The organism is Kosakonia sp. SMBL-WEM22, assembly GCF_014490785.1.
Lineage (GTDB): Bacteria > Pseudomonadota > Gammaproteobacteria > Enterobacterales > Enterobacteriaceae > Kosakonia.
The window spans coordinates 1,980,426-2,001,184 of record NZ_CP051488.1; the positions used below are offsets into that span (position 1 = coordinate 1,980,426).

Genomic DNA, 20,759 nt, shown 5'->3' on the forward strand with positions numbered 1-20,759 from the left:
ATAAACCGAACCAGGCTCTGACGATACCTTGACACGTCTAACCCTGGCGTTAGATGTCATGGGGGGCGATTTTGGCCCCTCCGTGACAGTGCCTGCAGCTTTGCAGGCACTGAATTCTAATTCGCAGCTTACTCTCCTGTTAGTCGGCGATCCCGACGCAATCACGCCATTACTTGCCAAAGCTGATTTCGAGCAGCGCTCTCGCCTGCTTGTTGTTCCCGCACAGTCAGTTATTGCCAGTGATGCGCGCGCGGCGCAGGCGATCCGAAATAGCCGCGGTACGTCAATGCGTATCGCGCTGGAGCTGGTGAAAGAGGGGCGCGCTCAGGCCTGCGTTAGCGCAGGCAATACCGGGGCGTTGATGGGGCTGGCGAAATTATTGCTCAAACCCCTCGATGGCATTGAGCGTCCGGCGCTGGTGACGGTGTTGCCGCATCAGCAAAAAGGTAAGACCGTGGTGCTCGACCTGGGTGCTAATGTAGATTGTGACAGTACGATGCTGGCACAATTTGCCGTAATGGGGGCCGTTATGGCGGAGGAGATCCTTGAGATTGCCAATCCGCGCGTCGCTCTGCTCAATATCGGTGAAGAAGAGAGCAAAGGGCATGACAATATTCGCGAAGCCGCGACGTTGTTACGCGAAGCGTCCTCCATCAACTACATTGGTTACCTGGAAGCGAACGAATTATTAACCGGCAAGACGGATGTGCTGGTGTGTGACGGCTTTACCGGAAACGTCACGCTGAAAACTATGGAAGGGGTTGTCAGAATGTTTCTTTCGCTGCTGAAATCTCAGGGCGAGGGAACAAAAAGGGCGTGGTGGCTCATTTTACTCAAACGTTGGTTACAAAAAAGTCTGATAAGTCGATTCAGCCACCTCAACCCCGACCAGTATAATGGTGCCTGTCTGTTAGGATTGCGCGGCACAGTGATTAAAAGTCACGGCGCAGCCAATCAGCGCGCGTTTTGCGTTGCGATTGAGCAGGCAGTGCAGGCGGTGCAGCGGCAAGTCCCACAGCGGATTGCCGCTCGCCTGGAATCTGTGTACATCGCGTCGGCTTCGTCTGCACTGGGCGACGAAAGCAAGAACGTATGTATATTATCCAAGAGTGACTGAGCGCACATGTATACAAAGATTATTGGTACCGGCAGCTATCTGCCAGAACAGGTTCGAACAAACGCCGATTTAGAAAAAATGGTCGATACCTCCGACGAGTGGATTGTCACGCGTACGGGCATTCGTGAGCGTCGTATTGCTGCGGCAAACGAGACTGTATCGACTATGGGCTTTGAGGCCGCTAAACGCGCGCTTGAGATGGCCGGCATCGATAACGACCAGATTGGCTTAATTATTGTCGCGACCACCTCAGCGACCCACGCTTTCCCAAGCGCTGCCTGCCAGATCCAGAACATGCTGGGGATTAAAGGCTGCCCGGCGTTTGACGTTGCCGCAGCTTGTGCAGGCTTTACCTATGCCCTGAGCATTGCCGATCAATACATTAAATCCGGCGCAGTAAAACATGCGCTGGTGATCGGCTCCGATGCGCTGGCGCGCACGCTCGATCCAGAGGATCGCGGCACGATTATCCTCTTTGGTGACGCCGCAGGTGCTGCTGTACTGGGTGCTTCCGAAGAGCCGGGTATTATTTCCACGCATATGCATGCTGACGGGAGCTATGGCGAACTGCTGACGCTGCCGAATCTCGATCGCGTAAATCCGGAAAATCCCACCTATTTAACGATGGCGGGTAACGAAGTCTTTAAAGTTGCCGTCACCGAACTAGCGCATATTGTTGACGAAACGCTGGCTGCCAACAACCTTGAGCGCAGCGAGCTGGACTGGCTGGTGCCGCACCAGGCGAACCTGCGTATTATCAGCGCAACGGCAAAAAAACTCGGCATGTCGATGGACAATGTAGTGGTTACACTTGATCGTCATGGCAACACCTCTGCCGCGTCCGTGCCTTGCGCACTGGATGAAGCGGTGCGCGATGGACGCATCAAAGCGGGTCAGCTGATCCTGCTTGAAGCCTTTGGCGGCGGGTTCACCTGGGGCTCTGCGCTGGTACGTTTCTGAGTATAAGGACTAAAAAATGACGCAATTCGCATTTGTGTTTCCGGGACAGGGCTCCCAGACAGTTGGCATGCTGGCCGATATGGCTGCAACCTGGCCGGTTATCGAAGAGACTTTCCAGGAGGCTTCAGCGGTGCTGGGCTACGATCTCTGGGCGCTGGTGCAGCAAGGCCCGGCTGAAGAGTTGAACAAAACCTGGCAGACACAGCCTGCGCTGTTGACGGCGTCCGTTGCGCTGTGGCGCGTGTGGCGGCAGCAGGGCGGTAAAGCGCCTGCGCTGATGGCGGGTCACAGCCTTGGCGAATATTCTGCGCTGGTCTGCGCGGGCGTAATCGCGTTTGCTGACGCGGTTCGTCTGGTTGAACTGCGCGGTAAGTTTATGCAGGATGCCGTTCCGGCGGGTACCGGTGCGATGTCCGCGATTATCGGTCTTGATGACGCGGCAATTGCAGAAGCGTGTGAAGCCTCTGCCGAAGGGCAGGTGGTATCACCGGTCAACTATAACTCGCCGGGTCAGGTAGTGATTGCGGGTCATAAAGAAGCCGTTGAGCGCGCAGGCGCTGCCTGTAAAGTCGCTGGCGCAAAACGCGCGTTGCCGCTGCCGGTAAGCGTGCCTTCCCACTGCGCGTTGATGAAACCCGCAGCGGAGAAACTGGCAGCTGAGCTCAGCAACATTACCTTTAATGCGCCGCAGATTCCGGTGGTAAATAACGTCGACGTGGCGTGTGAAACTACACCGGAAGCGATTCGTGATGCGCTGGTACGCCAGCTCTACAGCCCGGTTCAATGGACCAAAAGCGTTGAGTTTATGGCGGCGCAGGGTATTGAGCACCTGTATGAAGTTGGCCCGGGTAAAGTCCTCACTGGCCTGACTAAACGTATTGTTGATACCCTGACAGCCTCGGCGTTGAATGAGCCGGCGGCCATGTCAGAGGCACTTGCGCAATAAAAGAGGAATACCATGAGTTTTGAAGGAAAAATCGCGCTGGTTACCGGTGCAAGCCGCGGTATTGGTCGCGCAATCGCCGAAACCCTCGTAGCCCGCGGCGCGAAGGTGATCGGTACTGCGACCAGCGAAAGCGGCGCGCAGGCAATCAGCGATTATCTGGGTTCGAACGGTAAAGGTCTGCAGTTGAATGTAACCGATCCTGCATCTATCGAATCTGTGCTGGAAAACATTCGTGCTGAGTTTGGCGAGGTCGATATCCTGGTGAACAACGCCGGCATCACTCGCGACAATCTGCTGATGCGCATGAAAGATGATGAATGGAACGATATTATCGAGACCAATCTTTCATCTGTTTTCCGTCTGTCAAAAGCGGTAATGCGAGCTATGATGAAAAAGCGTCATGGGCGTATTATCACTATCGGTTCTGTGGTTGGTACCATGGGAAATGCCGGTCAGGCCAACTACGCTGCGGCGAAAGCAGGTCTTATCGGTTTTAGTAAATCGCTGGCGCGAGAAGTTGCGTCCCGCGGTATTACGGTAAACGTTGTTGCTCCGGGTTTTATTGAAACGGACATGACGCGTGCGCTATCTGACGATCAGCGTGCGGGTATTCTGGCGCAAGTGCCTGCAGGCCGTCTCGGCGGTGCGCAGGAAATCGCCAGCGCGGTTGCATTTTTAGCCTCTGATGAGGCGGGTTACATCACTGGTGAAACCCTGCACGTCAATGGCGGAATGTATATGGTTTAACCACGATGAAATTTATTTGCGTTATTGGGGTGAAAAGCCTCAAAATAGCGTAAAATCGTGGTACGAACTGCCGGGATTTAGTTGCAAATTTTTCAACATTTTATACACTACGAAAACCATCGCGAAAGCGAGTTTTGATAGGAAATTTAAGAGTATGAGCACTATCGAAGAACGCGTTAAGAAGATTATCGGCGAACAGCTGGGCGTTAAGCAGGAAGAAGTTACCAACAATGCTTCCTTCGTTGAGGACCTGGGCGCTGATTCTCTTGACACCGTTGAGCTGGTAATGGCTCTGGAAGAAGAGTTTGATACTGAGATTCCGGACGAAGAAGCTGAGAAGATCACTACCGTTCAGGCTGCCATTGATTACATCAACGGTCACCAGGCGTAAGTGAACATCTCCAGGCGGTCATTCGACCGCCTGAGTTTTATCTAAGCAATCTCACGAATCTCTTTTTTTATCCCTCCCTGGAGGACAAACGTGTCTAAGCGTCGTGTAGTTGTGACCGGACTTGGCATGTTGTCTCCTGTCGGCAATACCGTAGAGTCTACCTGGAAAGCTCTCCTTGCCGGTCAGAGTGGCATCAGCCTAATCGACCATTTCGATACTAGCGCCTATGCAACTAAATTTGCTGGCTTAGTAAAGGATTTTAATTGTGAAGAGTTCATTTCGCGCAAAGAGCAGCGCAAAATGGATGACTTCATTCAATATGGAATTGTCGCTGGTATTCAGGCCATGCAGGATTCCGGCCTGGAAGTAACAGAAGAAAACGCCTCACGCATTGGCGCGGCGATTGGTTCTGGCATTGGTGGTCTCGGCCTGATCGAAGAAAACCACAGCTCCCTCGTTAAGGGCGGGCCGCGTAAAATCAGCCCGTTCTTCGTTCCATCGACCATTGTGAATATGGTGGCTGGCCATTTGACCATTATGTTTGGTCTGCAAGGCCCCAGCATTTCAATTGCTACAGCCTGTACTTCAGGCGTGCACAACATTGGTCACGCGGCGCGTATCATTGCTTATGGCGATGCAGACGCGATGCTGGCGGGTGGCGCGGAAAAAGCGAGTACGCCACTTGGCGTCGGTGGTTTTGGCGCAGCGCGCGCGCTCTCTACGCGTAACGACGATCCGCAGGCCGCGAGCCGTCCGTGGGATAAAGACCGTGATGGTTTTGTCCTCGGCGATGGCGCAGGCATTATCATGCTGGAAGAGTACGAACACGCGAAGAAACGTGGTGCGAAAATCTATGCTGAAATCATCGGTTTTGGCATGAGCAGCGATGCTTACCACATGACTTCTCCGCCGGAAAATGGCGCGGGTGCGGCGAAAGCGATGATTCATGCGCTTCGCGACGCGGGCATTGAACCGTCTCAGATTGGCTACGTAAACGCACACGGCACCTCTACGCCTGCTGGCGATAAAGCCGAAGCGCAGGCAGTGAAATCGGTATTCGGTGATGCGGCTTACAATGTAATGGTCAGCTCGACCAAATCGATGACCGGCCACCTGCTCGGTGCGGCGGGTGCAGTAGAATCAATCTACTCCATCCTGGCACTGCGCGATCAGGCTGTACCGCCAACCATCAATCTGGATAATCCGGATGAAGGTTGCGATCTTGATTTTGTGCCACACGAGGCACGTCAGGTCAGCGGTCTGGAGTACACCCTGTGTAACTCCTTCGGCTTCGGTGGTACCAACGGTTCGCTGATCTTCAAAAAAGTGTGATCAACCTGCCGTATAAAGGCCCGCTTGCGGGCCTTTTCTATTCTGATTTATCCCCCTTGTCCTCGGCTTTTCATCCTGCCAAACTGTCTGCCCATGCATACAAGGAGTCGCTATGTTCTTGATTAATGGCACAGAGCAGACCTCGCTTGCGGCCAGTGACCGTGCGACGCAGTTTGGCGACGGCTGTTTTACCACCGCGCGCATTATCGACGGGCAGATCCAGTTTGCCGCCGCTCATCAGCTGCGTCTGCAGCAGGGGTGCGAGCGCTTATCGATCGCCTTTGGCGACTGGCCTGCGCTTGCACAGGAAATGGCAATGCTGGCAAAGAAGCACGATGAAGGCGTCATCAAAGCGGTGATCACCCGCGGCATGGGCGGGCGTGGCTACAGCCCGGCTAACTGTTCTGCGCCGACGCGCATTGTCTCCTTTGCGCCCAGACCCGCTCACTATGCGCGCTGGCAGCAAGAAGGGGTTACTCTTGCGCTCAGTGAGATCCGTCTGGGGCGTAATCCTGCGCTTGCCGGTATTAAACATCTAAACCGGTTGGAGCAGGTGCTTATACGCCTCGGGCTTGAACAAACCGACGCCGATGACGCGCTGGTGCTCGACAGCGACGGCTGGATCACCGAGTGCAGTGCGGGGAATCTCTTCTGGCGACAGGGTAAAACGGTGTTCACGCCCAGGCTCGATCAGGCGGGTGTGGATGGCATAATGCGGCAGTATTGCCTGAGCCAGCTGGCAACTTCTGCGTTTAGCGTTGTCGAAGTGAATGCCGGGACTGATGCGCTGGCACTGGCAGACGAAGCCATTATTTGTAACGCGTTGATGCCGATTGTGCCGGTTCGCCAGTGGGCGGATAAGCAGTGGCAGGCGCGCGATCTGTACCATTTTTTAGCCCCTCTTTGTGAGCGCATAAATCCATTATGAAAAAACTCTTTGGCGTTGTACTTATTCTGCTCGCGGTGCTGGTTGTTGCCGCAGGCGCCGGTGCCTGGAAGGTGCGGCAGCTGGCCGACAGCAAAATTTTGATCAAAGAAGAAACCATCTTCACCTTGCCAGCAGGTACCGGGCGTACAACGCTTGGCGAGTTGCTCTATCGCGAAAAGGTGATTAATCGCCCGCGCGTGTTCCAGTGGTTACTGCGCCTGGAGCCCGATCTTTCACACTTTAAAGCGGGGACCTATCGCTTCACCCCTAATATGACCGTGCGGGAAATGATGCAGCTTCTGGAAAGTGGCAAAGAGGCGCAATTCCCGCTGCGTTTCGTTGAAGGGATGCGTTTAAGCGACTATCTAAAACAGCTGCGTGATGCGCCATATATCAAACACACGCTGAAAGATGATGATTACGCCACCGTGGCGCAGGCGATAAAAATGGCGCACCCGGCGTGGGTTGAAGGGTGGTTCTGGCCTGACACATGGATGTATACCGCCAATACCACCGACGTTGCGCTGTTAAAACGCGCGCATCAAAAAATGGTACAGGCAGTGGCCCGCGCCTGGGAAGGGCGCGCCGACGGTCTGCCCTATAAAGATGAAAATCAGCTGGTGACCATGGCCTCGATTATTGAGAAAGAGACCGCCGTCGCTGGCGAGCGCGATCGCGTTGCCTCGGTGTTTATCAACCGACTGCGTATCGGCATGCGTCTGCAGACCGATCCGACGGTAATCTACGGGATGGGGGCGCGTTATAGTGGTAAGCTGTCGCGCGCCGATCTGGAGGCACCGACGGATTACAATACCTATGTGATCAACGGTCTGCCGCCGGGGCCGATTGCCACGCCGGGTGAGGCCTCACTGAAAGCTGCGGCGCATCCGGCCAAAACGCCTTATCTCTATTTTGTCGCTGACGGCAAAGGTGGGCATACGTTTAACACCAATCTCGCCAGTCATAACCGATCGGTGCAGGAGTACCTGAAAGTACTTAAGGAAAAAAATGGGCAGTAAATACATCGTCATTGAAGGGCTGGAGGGTGCAGGTAAAACCACCGCGCGGGATGTCATTGTCGACACACTAAAAACGCTCGGCGTTGGCGACATGGTCTTCACCCGCGAGCCGGGCGGCACCCTGCTGGCAGAAAAACTGCGCAGCCTGGTGCTGGATATCCGATCTGTCGGGGATGAAGCGATCACTGATAAAGCCGAAGTGCTGATGTTTTACGCCGCCCGCGTCCAACTGGTGGAGACGGTTATCAAACCTGCCTTGGCAAGCGGCAGCTGGGTGATTGGCGATCGCCACGATCTCTCCACCCAGGCTTATCAGGGTGGCGGGCGCGGTATTGATCAAACCTTGCTCGCCACGCTGCGTGATGCGGCGCTTGGCGATTTCCGCCCCGATTTGACTCTCTATCTTGATGTAACGCCGGAAGTGGGCCTCAAACGCGCCCGTGCGCGCGGCGAACTTGATCGCATTGAGCAGGAGTCGCTCGATTTCTTCAACCGCACACGTGCCCGCTATCTGGAACTCGCCGCGCAGGATCCCACCATTCGTACTATCGATGCCACCCGCTCGCTGGAAGAGGTCGTGTCGGCTATTCGCCAGACCGTTACCGCATGGGTGGAGGAGCAGGGCGCATGAAATGGTATCCGTGGCTACGACCGGACTTTGAACAACTGGTCGCCAGTTATCAGAGCGGGCGCGGGCACCACGCGTTACTGATCCATGCCCTCGAAGGGATGGGCGACGATGCGCTGATCTACGCCATCAACCGCCTGCTGCTCTGCCAGACACCGCAAGGCAATAAAAGCTGTGGTCACTGTCGTGGCTGCGAATTGATGCAGGCCGGTACGCACCCCGATTATTACGTGCTTGCGCCGGAGAAGGGGAAGACGACGCTTGGCATTGATGCAGTGCGTGAAGTGAACGAAAAGCTCTATGAACATGCCCGTCTCGGCGGCGCGAAAGTTGTCTGCTTGCCGGATGCCGCACAGCTCAGCGACGCGGCTGCAAACGCACTGCTCAAAACGCTGGAAGAGCCGCCTGCGCAGACATGGTTTTTCCTCGCCTGTCGTGAGCCCGTACGATTACTGCCCACACTGCGTAGCCGCTGCCGTATGCATCATTTAGCACCCCCCGCAGAAAATTACGCCAGCACCTGGCTAACGCGTGAAGTGACAACGTCACAAGAAGCGATACTTACCGCATTGCGCCTGTCCGGCGGATCCCCAGGTGCTGCTCAGACATTGTTGCAGGATAATAAGTGGAAGCAGCGCCAGGCGCTGTGCGAGGCGGCAGATGCTGCACTGAGTAGCGGTGACTGGCTGGCGATGCTGCCTGCGCTCAATCATGATAACGCTTCGCAGCGCCTGCAGTGGCTTGCTTCGCTGATCCTTGACGCGCTGAAACTGCAGCAAGGCGCAACGCTCGTCACTAACGTCGATGCTCCGGCGCTGGTACAGGGTTTCGCCCGCCAATGGCGCAGCGATACGCTGCATGCGCTTTTACATGCGCTGTTTAGCTGTCGTGAGCAGCTGATGAGCGTCGTTGGCATCAATCGTGAACTGCTGCTGACCGATTTACTGTTAAATGTGGAGCGTTACCTGCATTCAGGCGTGACGCTTCCTGTATCCCACCTATAAGAGAGACATTATGTTTTTAGTCGACTCGCACTGCCATCTCGATGGCCTTAACTATGAAACGCTGCATAAAGATGTGGACGATGTGCTGGCGAAGGCTGCCGCGCGCGATGTGAAGTTCTGCCTCGCCGTCGCCACGACGCTGCCCGGATACCGGTCAATGCGTGAATTAGTCGGCGAGCGTGAGAATGTGGTCTTCTCCTGCGGCGTACATCCGCTCAATCAGGATGAAGAGTACGAGGTGGAAACCCTGCGCGAGCTGGCGGCAGAAGAGGGGGTTGTGGCGATGGGTGAAACCGGCCTCGACTACTTCTACACCCCGGAAACCAAACCGCGCCAGCAGGAGTCCTTCCGCAACCATATCCGCATTGGGCGTGAGCTGAATAAACCGGTGATTGTGCATACGCGTGATGCGCGCGCCGATACGCTGGCGATTTTACAAGAAGAGAAAGTGCAGGATTGCGGCGGCGTACTACACTGCTTTACCGAAGATCGTGAAACGGCGGGTAAGCTGCTGGATATGGGCTTCTATATCTCTTTCTCTGGCATCGTTACGTTCCGCAACGCCGAGCAGTTACGTGACGCCGCGCGCTATGTGCCGCTCGATCGCCTGCTGGTAGAGACAGATTCACCCTATCTGGCACCGGTGCCGCACCGCGGAAAAGAGAACCAGCCTGCTATGACGCGTGATGTTGCAGAGTACATGGCGGTGGTGAAGGGCGTCTCCATTGAAGAGCTTGCTCAGCAGACGACGCAAAACTTTGCCCGTCTGTTCCACATTGCCCCGTCTCGTCTGCATTTAGCCTGAAAAACGGCTTATTTTAGTACTCGTAATTAATAGCTGATAAGAGTAAAGTTCACCGCCATAAAATGGGCGGTGGCGGTTACAATTTGACCTAAACAGAGCGGTAAATGTAAGCTAATGTGAGTTTTATTGTCGACACTGGCTGAAACGTGATAGCGGTCAAACAAACCTGCAACGATTTATTTTACTCTGTGTAATAAATAAAGGGCGCTTAGATGCCCTTCCCACGGCGCGGTTCTCCCCCCGTGCCAATGCGCGAAAGCGTAGAAAAAAGCACAAATACTCAGGAGCACTCTCAATTATGTTTAAGAATGCATTTGCTAACCTGCAGAAGGTCGGTAAATCGCTGATGCTGCCAGTATCCGTACTGCCTATTGCAGGTATCCTGCTGGGCGTCGGTTCTGCAAACTTCAGCTGGCTGCCAGAAGTGGTTTCCCATGTAATGGCTGAAGCAGGCGGTTCTGTTTTCGCCAACATGCCGCTGATCTTCGCGATCGGTGTCGCTCTTGGCTTCACCAATAACGACGGCGTTTCCGCGCTTGCCGCCGTTGTCGCCTACGGCATTATGGTTAAAACCATGGCGGTGGTTGCGCCGCTGGTTCTGCATTTACCTGCTGAAGAGATCGCGGCGAAACACCTGGCAGACACGGGTGTGCTCGGCGGTATCATCTCTGGTGCGATCGCAGCGTATATGTTTAACCGCTTCTACCGTATCAAGCTGCCTGAGTATCTGGGCTTCTTCGCGGGTAAACGCTTTGTGCCGATCATCTCTGGTCTGGCTGCAATCTTCACCGGCGTGATCCTCTCCTTCATTTGGCCGCCGATCGGTACTGCTATTCAGACCTTCTCTCAGTGGGCTGCTTACCAGAACCCGGTTGTGGCGTTCGGTATCTACGGCTTCATTGAGCGCTGCCTGGTGCCGTTTGGTCTGCACCACATCTGGAACGTACCTTTCCAGATGCAGATTGGTGAATTCACCAACGCTGCAGGTCAAGTGTTCCACGGTGATATCCCACGCTACATGGCAGGCGACCCGACCGCAGGTAAACTCTCCGGTGGCTTCCTGTTCAAAATGTACGGTCTGCCGGCTGCCGCAATTGCTATCTGGCACTCTGCGAAACCGGAAAACCGCGCGAAAGTGGGCGGAATCATGATCTCCGCCGCGCTGACCTCGTTCCTGACCGGTATCACCGAGCCGATCGAGTTCTCCTTCATGTTCGTGGCGCCGATCCTGTACATCATCCACGCGGTTCTGGCAGGCCTGGCCTTCCCGATCTGTATCCTGCTGGGTATGCGTGACGGTACATCGTTCTCTCACGGTCTGATCGACTTCATCGTACTGAGCGGCAACAGCAGCAAACTGTGGCTCTTCCCGGTCATCGGTATCTGCTATGCGCTGGTTTACTACACCGTCTTCCGCGTGCTGATTAAAGCGCTGGATCTGAAGACGCCGGGTCGTGAAGAGACCACCGAAGAGAGCAAAGCTGGCGCGACCAGCGAAATGGCTCCGGCTCTGGTTTCCGCATTTGGCGGCAAAGAGAACATCACTAACCTTGATGCGTGTATCACGCGTCTGCGTGTCAGCGTGGCTGACGTAGCGAAAGTGGATCAGGCTGGTCTGAAGAAACTGGGCGCTGCGGGAGTGGTTGTTGCCGGTTCCGGCGTTCAGGCGATTTTCGGTACCAAATCCGATAACCTGAAAACCGAAATGGATGAGTACATCCGCAACAGCTAAGCCATGGTCTGGGGAGACTGAGGGAGCCTGATGGCTCCCTTTTTTATTGCCTGCGTTTGTAGGCCGGATAAGGCAACGTCGCCATCCGGCAAAATCGCAATGCCGGATGGCGCTTACGCTTATCCGGCCTACGAAACAAAAAAAGGAGCCCGCAGGCTCCCTCTGTTCACTGATGCAATATCAGAAACGGTAATTAGCGCTTACCGAGAAGTTACGCGGCTCGCCGAACACATAGGAGCGGCTGTCGACATTAGTGTCATATTTCTTATCGAACAGGTTATCGATATTCGCCTGCACCGAGAGCTGTTTCGTGACCTGATAACGGGCAAACAGATCGACCAGCGCATAGCTGCCCTGTTCAGAGCGGAAATTGCCGTTGGCGGTGCTGACATTCGCCCAGGTGCTGTTCTGCCAGTTAACGCCGCCGCCGACGGTTAACGCCTGCAACATCGGCAAGCGATAGCTGGTGAAGGTTTTAATCGAGGTACGCGGCAGGTTCGGGTTCACCGCATTGCCATCTTTATCATCGGCAACATAGCGCGTGGCACCGAAAGTCATCTGCCAGTTGTCTGTCAGCGCGCCGTTAATTTCCAGCTCAACGCCTTTACTCACCGCGCCATCAACCGCTTCATACGCGCTTTCGCCGCTGGTGCCCGGCACTACGCCACCCGTTGTTTGCCCAAGGTTATCCTGCTCGATACGGAACACGGCCAGCGACGCGGTCAGGCGGCTGTTCATCCAGTCAGATTTCACGCCCAGCTCGTAGTTTTTCCCGGTTACCGGCGAGAGATATTTCCCCTGCGCGTCGCGATACTCCTGCGGTTTAAAGATCGAGGTGTAGCTCGCATAAGTCGACCAGGTGTCATTGATATCAAAGATCAGGCCCGCATAAGGCGAGAGGTTATTTTTCTCCAGATCCTGCGTCAGCGTCTCAAGCTTATATTTGGTATAACGCGCGCCCGCAATCAGGTGCAGCGGATCGGCAAGTGAGATACGCGTCGCCAGGTAAGCTGACTGCTGACGGATAGTATCTTCCTGCGCCAGGCTCAACGGCGCCCACTGGGTTTCCGGGTAGTTGCCATTGAAATTGCTGTAGTTGCCAAGTGAGGTATCAAGGATATTCTCCCACGAGCTGAAGTAGCGGTTATTTTGCTTACTCAGATTACCACCGACCATTAACTCATGCTGGCGGCCAAACAGCTCATACGATCCGTTGGCAAAGGTATCCAGCGCATCGACTTTGCGCATGCCGGTGTTATACCCGGTGCCGCCGACATAGGGGTAAGAGGCGCCATAAGGGCTGACCATCAGACCTGTGGTTTTATCGACCGTGCCGTCGACATAGAGCGCTTTGCTGTCGAGCTGCGTCTCGGTGTGGGTGCCGTTGACCGTCAGCAGCCAGTCGCTGCCGAGGCTCTGTTTCAGCGTCGCGAAAGTGCGTTTAGAGACTTTATTGTTGTAGGCCCAATCCGGCGCGGTGCTGTCGCTGCGGCTCGGGTGTGTTTTCGTGCCGTCGGTATACCAGCGCGGCAAGCCACCCCACGTTGGGCTATCAACGTCGGTCTCCTGGTAGTCATAACCCACGGAGAAGGCGGTTGACGCAGTCAGATCGACATCTAGCACGCCGTAGAAGAACTTCTTCTCCTGGCTGTAGCGATCAAGCCAGCTGTCATTATGCTGGTAACCGGCCACCGCACGGCCACGGATCCTGCCATCTTCCGTCAGCGGCGTGGAGATATCCGCCACGTAACGCTGCTTATTCCAGCTGCCATACTCTGCCGAGACATTTGAGGTAAATTCCCGGCTGTCGGCGTGCTTACGCACCATATTCACGGAGGCGGAAGGATTGCCCGCTCCGGTCATCAGCCCTGTTGCGCCGCGTACCACTTCAATACGCTCATATATAGCGGTATCGGAGAGCGCATCGCCCAGGTTCCAGCGGGTTTCAAAAATAGTCGGGATGCCATCGACCATATAGTTATCGATCAGGAATCCGCGCGAGTAGTAGGTGCTACGATCGGAGTCTGCCGCGCTCTCAAACACACCGGTGGTGTTTTTCAGCACGTCGCCCAGCGTCTCCAGCTGCTGATCCTTCATCCGCTGTTGAGTGGTAATGCTGATGGATTGAGGAATATCGCGCTGCACCAGCGTCATTTTGGTGCCCGCCGCAGTCGTCTGCGTGTTGTAATCCTGTTCGGTCAGGGCACGAGTATCGGCAGCGCTGGTGCCTTCGACCACCACCGTCTCTTCGCTGCCGGCAGCAAAACCGGTGGCTGGGGTGAGCGCAAAAGCAATGGCAACAGCCAGCAGGGAAGGGGCGACCGTACAGGCGCGAGCGCCGTAGCGGTCATTCTGCGGGAAAGACATGATGAACCCTTAATGGTGTGTGAGCAAAATCCGCCGCCAATACGTTGTCGGCCGCGGGAAGAGAGTGCGTCAGCGCGAAGTGCGCATGGAAATGCAAATGCGAAATATACGCATTCACTTCACTGGTGTAAACAGATGTAATTATCAATTATGAAATGCGATTTCATCTGTGCCGGGCTGCGTCTATGCCTGTCATAATCGGGCCAGGCGTAAAAGGGGAAAGAAAAACAGCGTTATAGTTGAAAGAACAAGAGAATCTCGATCATACTCTAGGGCACTTAATTGACGACGACGGCGGGTCTGGCCCGCATTCAGAAAAGGAAAACGTCATGGCCGAAGAGACCATTTTCAGCAAAATCATTCGCCGCGAAATTCCCGCGCATATCGTTTATCAGGATGAACTGGTTACCGCCTTTCGCGATATCTCTCCGCAAGCGCCGACACATGTGCTGATCGTGCCGAACCTGCTTATCCCCACCGTCAATGATGTCACTCAGGCCCATGAGCAGGCGCTGGGGCGCATGATGACCGTTGCCGCGAAAATCGCCCGTGATGAAGGGATCGCCGAAGATGGCTATCGCCTGATCATGAACTGTAATCGTCACGGCGGTCAGGAGGTTTACCACATTCATATGCACCTGCTGGGCGGGCGCGTGCTGGGGCCGATGCTGGCTCATAAAGGTCTCTAAGATGAGCGTCGCGCGCGTTGCGTTACTGCTGACGGCGTTAGCGCTTGTTGGCTGCGGCTCCCGGCCCGCGATCCCGGTCGCCAGCGATCAAACGCTGGTGATGGAGTCCTCCATCCTTGCCGCAGGCATCATTGCGCAGCCGCCAACCATGAGCCGGGAGGCGCTTCAGCCTTCCGCCTCTTCAAAGCTCTATAACGAACGCCAGCAGCCCGTGACGCTGCACTATCGCTTTTACTGGTATGACGCCAGAGGTCTGGAGATGCATCCGCTGGAAGCGCCGCGTAGCGTAACGGTTCCCGGTAATGCCACCATGACTCTCTACGGCAGCGCTAACTATCTCGGCGCGCACAGCGTCAGACTCTATCTCTATCTCTAAGAGGTGACACTTGATTAAGACCATTGGACGCTACGCGTTACTGACGACACTTGCCATGCTGCTTGCTGGCTGTATTACCGACCAGCAACCGGCTCCGGTTGAGCAGGCAGGCGGTGGTGCGACGCAACCGGCGCAACCGCAGCAACCACAGCAGCCGATTCCGGGTGTACCTTCCGTGCCAACGTTGCCGCAGCAGCCTGGCCCGATTGAGCATCAGGATCAGAACGGTCAGCCAACGCCGCGCGAGCGTCATTACGACTGGAACGGTGCGGTACAGCCGATGGTGGGCAAAATGTTGCAGGCCAGCGGCGCCAATGCTGGCAGCGTTCTGCTGGTGGACAGCGTAAACAACCGCACTAACGGCTCGATTAATACCGGCGAAGCGACGGAGGTGGTGCGCAACGCGCTGGCAAACAACGGCAAATTTACCCTGATTACCGCACAGCAGCTGGCGGTCGCCAAGCAGCAACTGGGCCTGTCACCGCAGGACAGCCTCGGTACGCGCAGCAAAGCGATCGGTATTGCGCGTAACGTCGGCGCGCAATACGTGCTCTACTCCAGCGCAACCGGCAATGCCAGTGCGCCCTCGCTGCAAATGCAGTTAATGCTGGTGCAGACCGGCGAGATTATCTGGTCAGGTAAAGGTGCCGTTCAGCAGCAGTAATCTGACGCGTGACGCCATCCTGTCACGCTACTTTCCGCACTACGCTCCCGTCGCCAGCCAGCATGTTGGGCTGAGCGGCGGGAGCTGTCTGATTAGCGACGGGCGGCAGATGCTGGTACTCCGCCAGCAGCACGATGCTGCCTCATCGCCCTTTCTGCGCCAGTACCGTCTGTTGCGCCATCTTCCAGCCACGGTTGCACCACAGCCCCTTTTTTTCGCGGCGGGCTGGATGGCAATCGACTATATTCCCGGCACGATGGATACCGCGCTGCCGCAGGCCGACGCGCTGGCGAGATTGCTGTATGATCTGCACCGGCAAAAGCGCTTCGGCTGGCGCATTACGCTGTTGCCCCTGCTTGAGCGCGACTGGCAGAGCAGCGCACCCGCCCGGCGCACGCCCTTCTGGCTGCGGCAGCTAAAAAGGCTGCGGCGTCAAAGAGAGCCACTGCCGCTGCGCCTTGCGCCGCTGCATATGGATGTCCATGCCGGCAATATCGTGCACAGTGAGAAGGGGCTGCGGCTTATCGACTGGGAGTATGCGGGCGACGGCGATGTGGCACTGGAGCTGGCCGGTATCTGGTGCGAAAACCAGGCGCAGCGCGCTGAAATTACCGCGCACTATGCACAGCAGGCAGGTATCGACCAGGCTCTGCTCTGGCGGCAGGTTAAGCGCTGGCGGCCGTGGGTATTAATGCTGATGGTTGGCTGGTATGAGCGCCGCTGGCAGCAGACCGGCGATCAACAATTTATTATGCTGGCGAATGAAACATGGCGTCAGCTTCAGTCTGAAGGATAAGAGAGGTGAGTGTGGGTCCAGTGATGTTGGATGTGGAAGGGTACGAACTGGATGCGGAGGAGCGCGAGATCCTGGCGCATCCGCTGGTGGGCGGCGTGATCCTCTTTACCCGGAATTACCACGATCCCGAACAGCTGCGCGAGCTGGTGCGCCAAATCCGCGCCGCTTCCCGTCACCGGCTGGTGGTGGCGGTCGATCAGGAGGGCGGGCGCGTGCAGCGTTTTCGCGACGGTTTCACCCGCCTGCCGGCAGCGCAATCTTTCGCTGCGCTGCTGGGTATGGAGGAGGGCGCTCGGCTGGCGCAGGAGGCGGGCTGGCTGATGGCGAGCGAAATGATCGCCATGGATATTGATATCAGCTTCGCACCAGTCCTCGATGTCGGACATATCAGCGCGGCGATCGGTGAGCGCTCATACCATGAAGATGTGCAAAAAGCGTTAACGCTGGCCACCCGCGTGATTGACGGCATGCACAGCGCAGGTATGAAAAGCACCGGGAAACACTTTCCAGGCCACGGCGCGGTGACAGCAGATTCGCATAAAGAGACGCCGTTCGACCCGCGCCCGCTGGAGGAGATCCGTGCGAAGGATATGTCCATTTTTAAGACGCTGATTGAGCAGAACAAGCTGGATGCGATTATGCCTGCGCATGTGATCTATACCGATGCCGATCCGCGCCCGGCCAGCGGTTCACCCTGGTGGCTGAAAACCGTGCTGCGCGGTGAGCTGGGTTACGACGGCGTGATTTTCTCCGACGATCTCTCGATGGAAGGCGCGGCGATTATGGGCAGCTACGCTGAACGCGGGCAGGCGTCGCTGGATGCCGGTTGCGATATGATCCTCGTCTGCAATAATCGTAAAGGTGCCGTTGAGGTACTGGATAACCTGTCACCGATCAAGGCAGAGCGTGTTACACGTTTGTATCATAAAGGTTCTTTTTCTCGTCAGGAGTTGATGAGTTCGGCGCGCTGGAAAGTGGCTCACAATGAGCTGGAACAGCTGCACGAACGCTGGCAGGCGCATAAAGCTGCGCATTAACCCTGCGGACAAACCGTCGAAGTGGTGAGGATACCATGATTATCTATTTACACGGTTTTGACTCGAACAGCCCCGGTAACCACGAAAAGGTGCTGCAACTGCAGTTTATCGACCCCGATGTCCGGCTGATTAGCTACAGCACCCGGCATCCGAAACATGATATGCAGCATCTGCTCAAAGAGGTGGATAAGATGCTGCAGCTTAACGTCGATGAGCGCCCGCTGATCTGCGGCGTCGGTCTGGGCGGTTACTGGGCGGAGCGCATCGGTTTTCTCTGCGATATCCGCCAGGTGATCTTCAACCCCAATCTCTTCCCTTATGAAAATATGGAAGGGAAGATTGACCGGCCGGAAGAGTACCGGGATATCGCCACCAAGTGCGTCGCCAGTTTTCGTGAAAAGAACCGCGATCGCTGCCTGGTCATTCTCTCACGTCGGGATGAAGCGCTGGATAGCCAGCGCACTTCAAATGAGCTGCACCACTATTACGAGATTGTCTGGGACGAAGCGCAGTCCCATAAATTCAAAAACATCTCACCCCATCTGCAGCGTATCAAAGCGTTTAAAACCCTCGGTTAATCCCTCTCTTAGCGGCAGGTGTCCCCCTGCCGCAGCTTCCCTTTTTCCGCTCATTAGCGCGTAACTTGCGCTGCTACGGCTACACTTGCTCATCTTTGCGGCAGCAAAACTTGATGTATATCAATTTTGGTATGACCATTGAACCGTTCGTGATATTCTCGTGGTCAATGCCTGGTTGCCAGCTCGTAAACCATTGTTAATTAAGGGCTATTTTTATAACTTTTAGTTAACAATTGGTTAATATTTTAGGGGGTCACTTTGACTACACCATTGAAAAAAATCGTGATTGTAGGCGGTGGTGCTGGCGGGCTTGAGCTGGCAACGCAGTTGGGCAAGAAGCTGGGGCGCGGTAAAAAAGCGAAAATCACCCTCGTGGATCGCAATCACAGCCATTTATGGAAGCCCCTGCTGCATGAAGTGGCGACCGGCTCCCTCGATGAGGGCGTTGATGCCCTGAGCTACCTTGCGCACGCGCGTAATCACCATTTCCAGTTCCAGCTCGGTTCCGTTATCGACATTAACCGCGAAAGCAAAACGCTGACGCTGGCTGAGCTGCGTGACGAGAAGGGCGATCTGCTGGTACCGGAGCGCAAGCTGGCGTATGACACGCTAGTGATGGCGCTAGGCAGCACCTCCAACGACTTCAACACTCCGGGCGTGAAAGAGCACTGCATCTTCCTCGACAATCCGCACCAGGCGCGTCGTTTCCATCAAGAGATGCTCAATCTGTTCCTCAAATACTCCGCTAATCTTGGCGCAAACGGCAAAGTGAATATCGCGATTGTCGGCGGCGGGGCAACGGGCGTTGAGCTCTCAGCCGAACTGCATAACGCGGTCAAACAGCTGCACAGCTACGGCTATAAAGGGCTGACCAACGAGGCGCTGAACGTGACGCTGGTGGAAGCGGGCGAGCGCATTCTGCCTGCGCTGCCGCCGCGTATTTCGGGTGCGGCCCATAACGAGCTGACCAAAATGGGCGTGCGTGTTCTCACACAGACGATGGTTACCAGCGCCGACGACGGCGGTCTGCATACCAAAGAGGGTGAGTATATTCAGGCCGATCTGATGGTGTGGGCCGCAGGCATCAAAGCGCCAGACTTTATGAAAGAGATTGGCGGCCTTGAGACCAACCGCATTAACCAGCTGGTGGTAGAGCAGACGCTGCAAACCACGCGCGACCCGGATATCTACGCGATTGGCGACTGCGCCTCCTGTGCGCGCCCTGAAGGCGGTTTTGTACCGCCGCGCGCCCAGGCTGCGCATCAGATGGCGAGCCTTGCGCTGCACAACATCCTCGCGCAGATCAAAGGCAAGCCGCTGAAGGATTACGTCTATAAAGATCACGGATCGTTGGTATCACTCTCCAACTTCTCCACGGTCGGTAGTCTGATGGGCAATCTGATGCGCGGCTCAATGATGGTCGAAGGGCGTATTGCGCGCTTCGTTTACATCTCCCTCTACCGCATGCACCAGGTGGCGCTGCACGGTTACTTCAAAACCGGACTGATGATGGTGGTGGGCAGTATTAACCGCGTGATCCGCCCGCGCCTTAAGCTCCACTGATCCTTCTGCTGCTCTCCGCCTTTTGGCGCGGGAGCAGCATATCCCTCTGCCTGATGTGCCTTTAGCGCTCGGACAACTCTGAATAACTTCGCTTTCACCATCCGAACCCCTATTTTTGCGCGATTTCTGATTGGCTGACCTCTTGCACCATTGCAAAATTATTACCAATAGCCAACCAGGGAGAGAATCCTGTGAATAAATCAATGTTAGCGGGTATCGGTATTGGCGTGGCCGCTGCACTGGGCGTTGCCGCAGTCGCCAGCCTCAATGTGTTCGATCGTGGGCCGCAATATGCGCAGGTGGTTTCGGCAACGCCGATCAAAGAGACGGTGAAGACACCGCGTCAGGCGTGTCGGAATGTCACAGTAACGCATCGTCGTCCGGTGCAGGATGAGAACCGTATTACCGGTTCCGTACTGGGCGCGGTAGCAGGCGGTGTGCTTGGCCATCAGTTTGGTGGCGGACGCGGGCGCGACGTGGCGACTGTCGTTGGCGCGCTAGGCGGCGGCTATGCCGGGAACCAGATTCAGGGTGGCATGCAGGAGAGGGATACCTACACAACCACCCAGCAACGTTGCAGCACCGTATATGACAAATCGGAAAAAATGCTCGGTTATGACGTGACTTATAAAATTGGCGACCAGCAGGGGAAAATCCGTATGGATAAAGATCCTGGCACCCAGATCCCGCTGGATAACAACGGTCAGCTGATCCTGAATAACAAAGCATAAAAAAGCAGTACTCTGCATATTGGCTCCTCATCGCTCAGGCTGAGGAGCCTTTTTTTGCCATAAAAAAGCCTCACATGACGCGAGGCTTTTTCGTCGTTAGATAAAGTCTTGTTGGCGAACAACCAGCAATCCGGTAATGAGGACAGAGACAAATGCAAACAGTACGGAGCCACCCAGCAAGACCCACAGACTAAATAACAATGTAATTACTATTAACACTTTGATGAATGGTAATAGCAAAATCATTTCCATTTTCCTTCTGCATGTGATTAGTCAGTAAAAGACCCTTTATCCTCATAAAAAAGCGATCGGTACAACGCGTAGAGTGAGAGTAAGGGAAACAGTGAAA

Annotated in this window: 21 protein-coding genes; 20 read left to right on the forward strand and 1 reads right to left on the reverse strand. The window is 55.5% G+C overall.

Features of this window, described 5'->3' with window-relative positions; genetic code table 11:
• The first annotated feature begins 28 nt into the window (after positions 1–28).
• From plsX to ptsG, 12 genes are all read left to right on the forward strand, one after another.
• Positions 29–1,117, forward strand: coding sequence for a phosphate acyltransferase PlsX (gene plsX, locus HF650_RS09345; RefSeq protein ID WP_187802109.1), 1,089 nt, complete (start codon positions 29–31; stop codon positions 1,115–1,117).
• Positions 1,118–1,123: 6 nt separating this feature from the next.
• Positions 1,124–2,077, forward strand: a complete 954-nt coding sequence (locus tag HF650_RS09350; RefSeq protein ID WP_023481420.1) for a beta-ketoacyl-ACP synthase III — start codon at positions 1,124–1,126, stop codon at positions 2,075–2,077.
• Between the two features lie 16 nt (positions 2,078–2,093).
• Complete coding sequence (gene fabD, locus HF650_RS09355) at positions 2,094–3,023, forward strand: ACP S-malonyltransferase (protein WP_187802110.1); 930 nt, start codon at positions 2,094–2,096, stop codon at positions 3,021–3,023.
• A gap of 12 nt (positions 3,024–3,035) precedes the next feature.
• Positions 3,036–3,770, forward strand: a complete 735-nt coding sequence (gene fabG / locus HF650_RS09360; protein ID WP_187802111.1) for a 3-oxoacyl-ACP reductase FabG — start codon at positions 3,036–3,038, stop codon at positions 3,768–3,770.
• 154 nt (positions 3,771–3,924) lie between these two features.
• The gene (gene acpP / locus HF650_RS09365) at positions 3,925–4,161 is read left to right on the forward strand and encodes an acyl carrier protein (protein WP_000103754.1); all 237 of its coding nucleotides are present in this window, start codon (positions 3,925–3,927) and stop codon (positions 4,159–4,161) included.
• Positions 4,162–4,251: 90 nt separating this feature from the next.
• Positions 4,252–5,493, forward strand: coding sequence for a beta-ketoacyl-ACP synthase II (gene fabF, locus HF650_RS09370; protein WP_187802112.1), 1,242 nt, complete (start codon positions 4,252–4,254; stop codon positions 5,491–5,493).
• Positions 5,494–5,605: 112 nt separating this feature from the next.
• The gene (gene pabC / locus HF650_RS09375; protein WP_187802113.1) at positions 5,606–6,421 is read left to right on the forward strand and encodes an aminodeoxychorismate lyase; all 816 of its coding nucleotides are present in this window, start codon (positions 5,606–5,608) and stop codon (positions 6,419–6,421) included.
• Complete coding sequence (yceG, locus tag HF650_RS09380) at positions 6,418–7,440, forward strand: cell division protein YceG (protein ID WP_187802114.1); 1,023 nt, start codon at positions 6,418–6,420, stop codon at positions 7,438–7,440. The genes pabC and yceG overlap by 4 nt, the downstream gene beginning before the upstream one ends.
• Positions 7,430–8,071: a dTMP kinase gene (gene tmk, locus HF650_RS09385; protein ID WP_187802115.1), complete on the forward strand. Its 642-nt coding sequence runs from the start codon at positions 7,430–7,432 to the stop codon at positions 8,069–8,071. Before yceG ends, tmk begins: the two co-directional genes overlap by 11 nt.
• Positions 8,068–9,072: a DNA polymerase III subunit delta' gene (holB, locus tag HF650_RS09390; RefSeq protein WP_187802116.1), complete on the forward strand. Its 1,005-nt coding sequence runs from the start codon at positions 8,068–8,070 to the stop codon at positions 9,070–9,072. Before tmk ends, holB begins: the two co-directional genes overlap by 4 nt.
• Positions 9,073–9,082: 10 nt before the next feature.
• Positions 9,083–9,877 carry a metal-dependent hydrolase gene (locus HF650_RS09395; RefSeq protein ID WP_187802117.1) on the forward strand — a complete coding sequence of 265 codons (795 nt, stop codon included), beginning with the start codon at positions 9,083–9,085 and terminating at the stop codon, positions 9,875–9,877.
• Positions 9,878–10,175: 298 nt separating this feature from the next.
• Positions 10,176–11,609, forward strand: coding sequence for a PTS glucose transporter subunit IIBC (gene ptsG, locus HF650_RS09400; protein WP_187802118.1), 1,434 nt, complete (start codon positions 10,176–10,178; stop codon positions 11,607–11,609).
• A gap of 180 nt (positions 11,610–11,789) precedes the next feature.
• On the opposite strand, the gene fhuE is transcribed toward ptsG, so the two are convergent.
• Positions 11,790–13,976, reverse strand: coding sequence for a ferric-rhodotorulic acid/ferric-coprogen receptor FhuE (gene fhuE / locus HF650_RS09405; RefSeq protein WP_187802119.1), 2,187 nt, complete (start codon positions 13,974–13,976; stop codon positions 11,790–11,792).
• A 329-nt stretch (positions 13,977–14,305) separates the two neighbouring features.
• Between fhuE and hinT the strand changes: the two genes are divergently transcribed.
• The 8 genes from hinT to HF650_RS09445 all read left to right on the forward strand — a co-directional run bounded on the left by hinT (position 14,306) and on the right by HF650_RS09445 (position 20,410).
• Complete coding sequence (gene hinT / locus HF650_RS09410; RefSeq protein WP_187802120.1) at positions 14,306–14,665, forward strand: purine nucleoside phosphoramidase; 360 nt, start codon at positions 14,306–14,308, stop codon at positions 14,663–14,665.
• Position 14,666: 1 nt separating this feature from the next.
• Positions 14,667–15,041 (forward strand): YcfL family protein, encoded by a 375-nt coding sequence (locus HF650_RS09415; RefSeq protein WP_187802121.1) that lies wholly within the window; start codon positions 14,667–14,669, stop codon positions 15,039–15,041.
• 10 nt (positions 15,042–15,051) lie between these two features.
• A complete protein-coding gene (gene lpoB, locus HF650_RS09420; RefSeq protein ID WP_187802122.1) occupies positions 15,052–15,705 on the forward strand; it encodes a penicillin-binding protein activator LpoB in 654 nt (217 codons plus the stop codon).
• The gene (gene thiK / locus HF650_RS09425; protein WP_187802123.1) at positions 15,686–16,501 is read left to right on the forward strand and encodes a thiamine kinase; all 816 of its coding nucleotides are present in this window, start codon (positions 15,686–15,688) and stop codon (positions 16,499–16,501) included. The genes lpoB and thiK overlap by 20 nt, the downstream gene beginning before the upstream one ends.
• An 11-nt stretch (positions 16,502–16,512) precedes the next feature.
• Entirely contained in the window at positions 16,513–17,538 is a 1,026-nt protein-coding gene (gene nagZ / locus HF650_RS09430) for a beta-N-acetylhexosaminidase (RefSeq protein WP_187802647.1), read from the forward strand.
• Positions 17,539–17,573: 35 nt separating this feature from the next.
• Positions 17,574–18,116, forward strand: a complete 543-nt coding sequence (ycfP, locus tag HF650_RS09435) for an alpha/beta hydrolase YcfP (protein WP_187802124.1) — start codon at positions 17,574–17,576, stop codon at positions 18,114–18,116.
• A 258-nt stretch (positions 18,117–18,374) separates the two neighbouring features.
• A complete protein-coding gene (locus HF650_RS09440) occupies positions 18,375–19,679 on the forward strand; it encodes an NAD(P)/FAD-dependent oxidoreductase (protein ID WP_187802125.1) in 1,305 nt (434 codons plus the stop codon).
• Between the two features lie 191 nt (positions 19,680–19,870).
• On the forward strand, positions 19,871–20,410 hold the full coding sequence (locus tag HF650_RS09445) for a glycine zipper 2TM domain-containing protein (RefSeq protein WP_187802126.1): 540 nt from the start codon (positions 19,871–19,873) through the stop codon (positions 20,408–20,410).
• Positions 20,411–20,759: the final 349 nt, after the last annotated feature.

Coding starts and splice junctions, on each gene's coding strand:
- HF650_RS09350 (WP_023481420.1), top strand. CDS start 1,124: ATGTATACAAAGATTATTGGTACCGGCAGCTATCTGCCAGAACAGGTT.
- fabD (WP_187802110.1), top strand. CDS start 2,094: ATGACGCAATTCGCATTTGTGTTTCCGGGACAGGGCTCCCAGACAGTT.
- fabG (WP_187802111.1), top strand. CDS start 3,036: ATGAGTTTTGAAGGAAAAATCGCGCTGGTTACCGGTGCAAGCCGCGGT.
- acpP (WP_000103754.1), top strand. CDS start 3,925: ATGAGCACTATCGAAGAACGCGTTAAGAAGATTATCGGCGAACAGCTG.
- pabC (WP_187802113.1), top strand. CDS start 5,606: ATGTTCTTGATTAATGGCACAGAGCAGACCTCGCTTGCGGCCAGTGAC.
- yceG (WP_187802114.1), top strand. CDS start 6,418: ATGAAAAAACTCTTTGGCGTTGTACTTATTCTGCTCGCGGTGCTGGTT.
- tmk (WP_187802115.1), top strand. CDS start 7,430: ATGGGCAGTAAATACATCGTCATTGAAGGGCTGGAGGGTGCAGGTAAA.
- holB (WP_187802116.1), top strand. CDS start 8,068: ATGAAATGGTATCCGTGGCTACGACCGGACTTTGAACAACTGGTCGCC.
- HF650_RS09395 (WP_187802117.1), top strand. CDS start 9,083: ATGTTTTTAGTCGACTCGCACTGCCATCTCGATGGCCTTAACTATGAA.
- ptsG (WP_187802118.1), top strand. CDS start 10,176: ATGTTTAAGAATGCATTTGCTAACCTGCAGAAGGTCGGTAAATCGCTG.
- fhuE (WP_187802119.1), bottom strand. CDS start 13,976: ATGTCTTTCCCGCAGAATGACCGCTACGGCGCTCGCGCCTGTACGGTC.
- hinT (WP_187802120.1), top strand. CDS start 14,306: ATGGCCGAAGAGACCATTTTCAGCAAAATCATTCGCCGCGAAATTCCC.
- HF650_RS09415 (WP_187802121.1), top strand. CDS start 14,667: ATGAGCGTCGCGCGCGTTGCGTTACTGCTGACGGCGTTAGCGCTTGTT.
- ycfP (WP_187802124.1), top strand. CDS start 17,574: ATGATTATCTATTTACACGGTTTTGACTCGAACAGCCCCGGTAACCAC.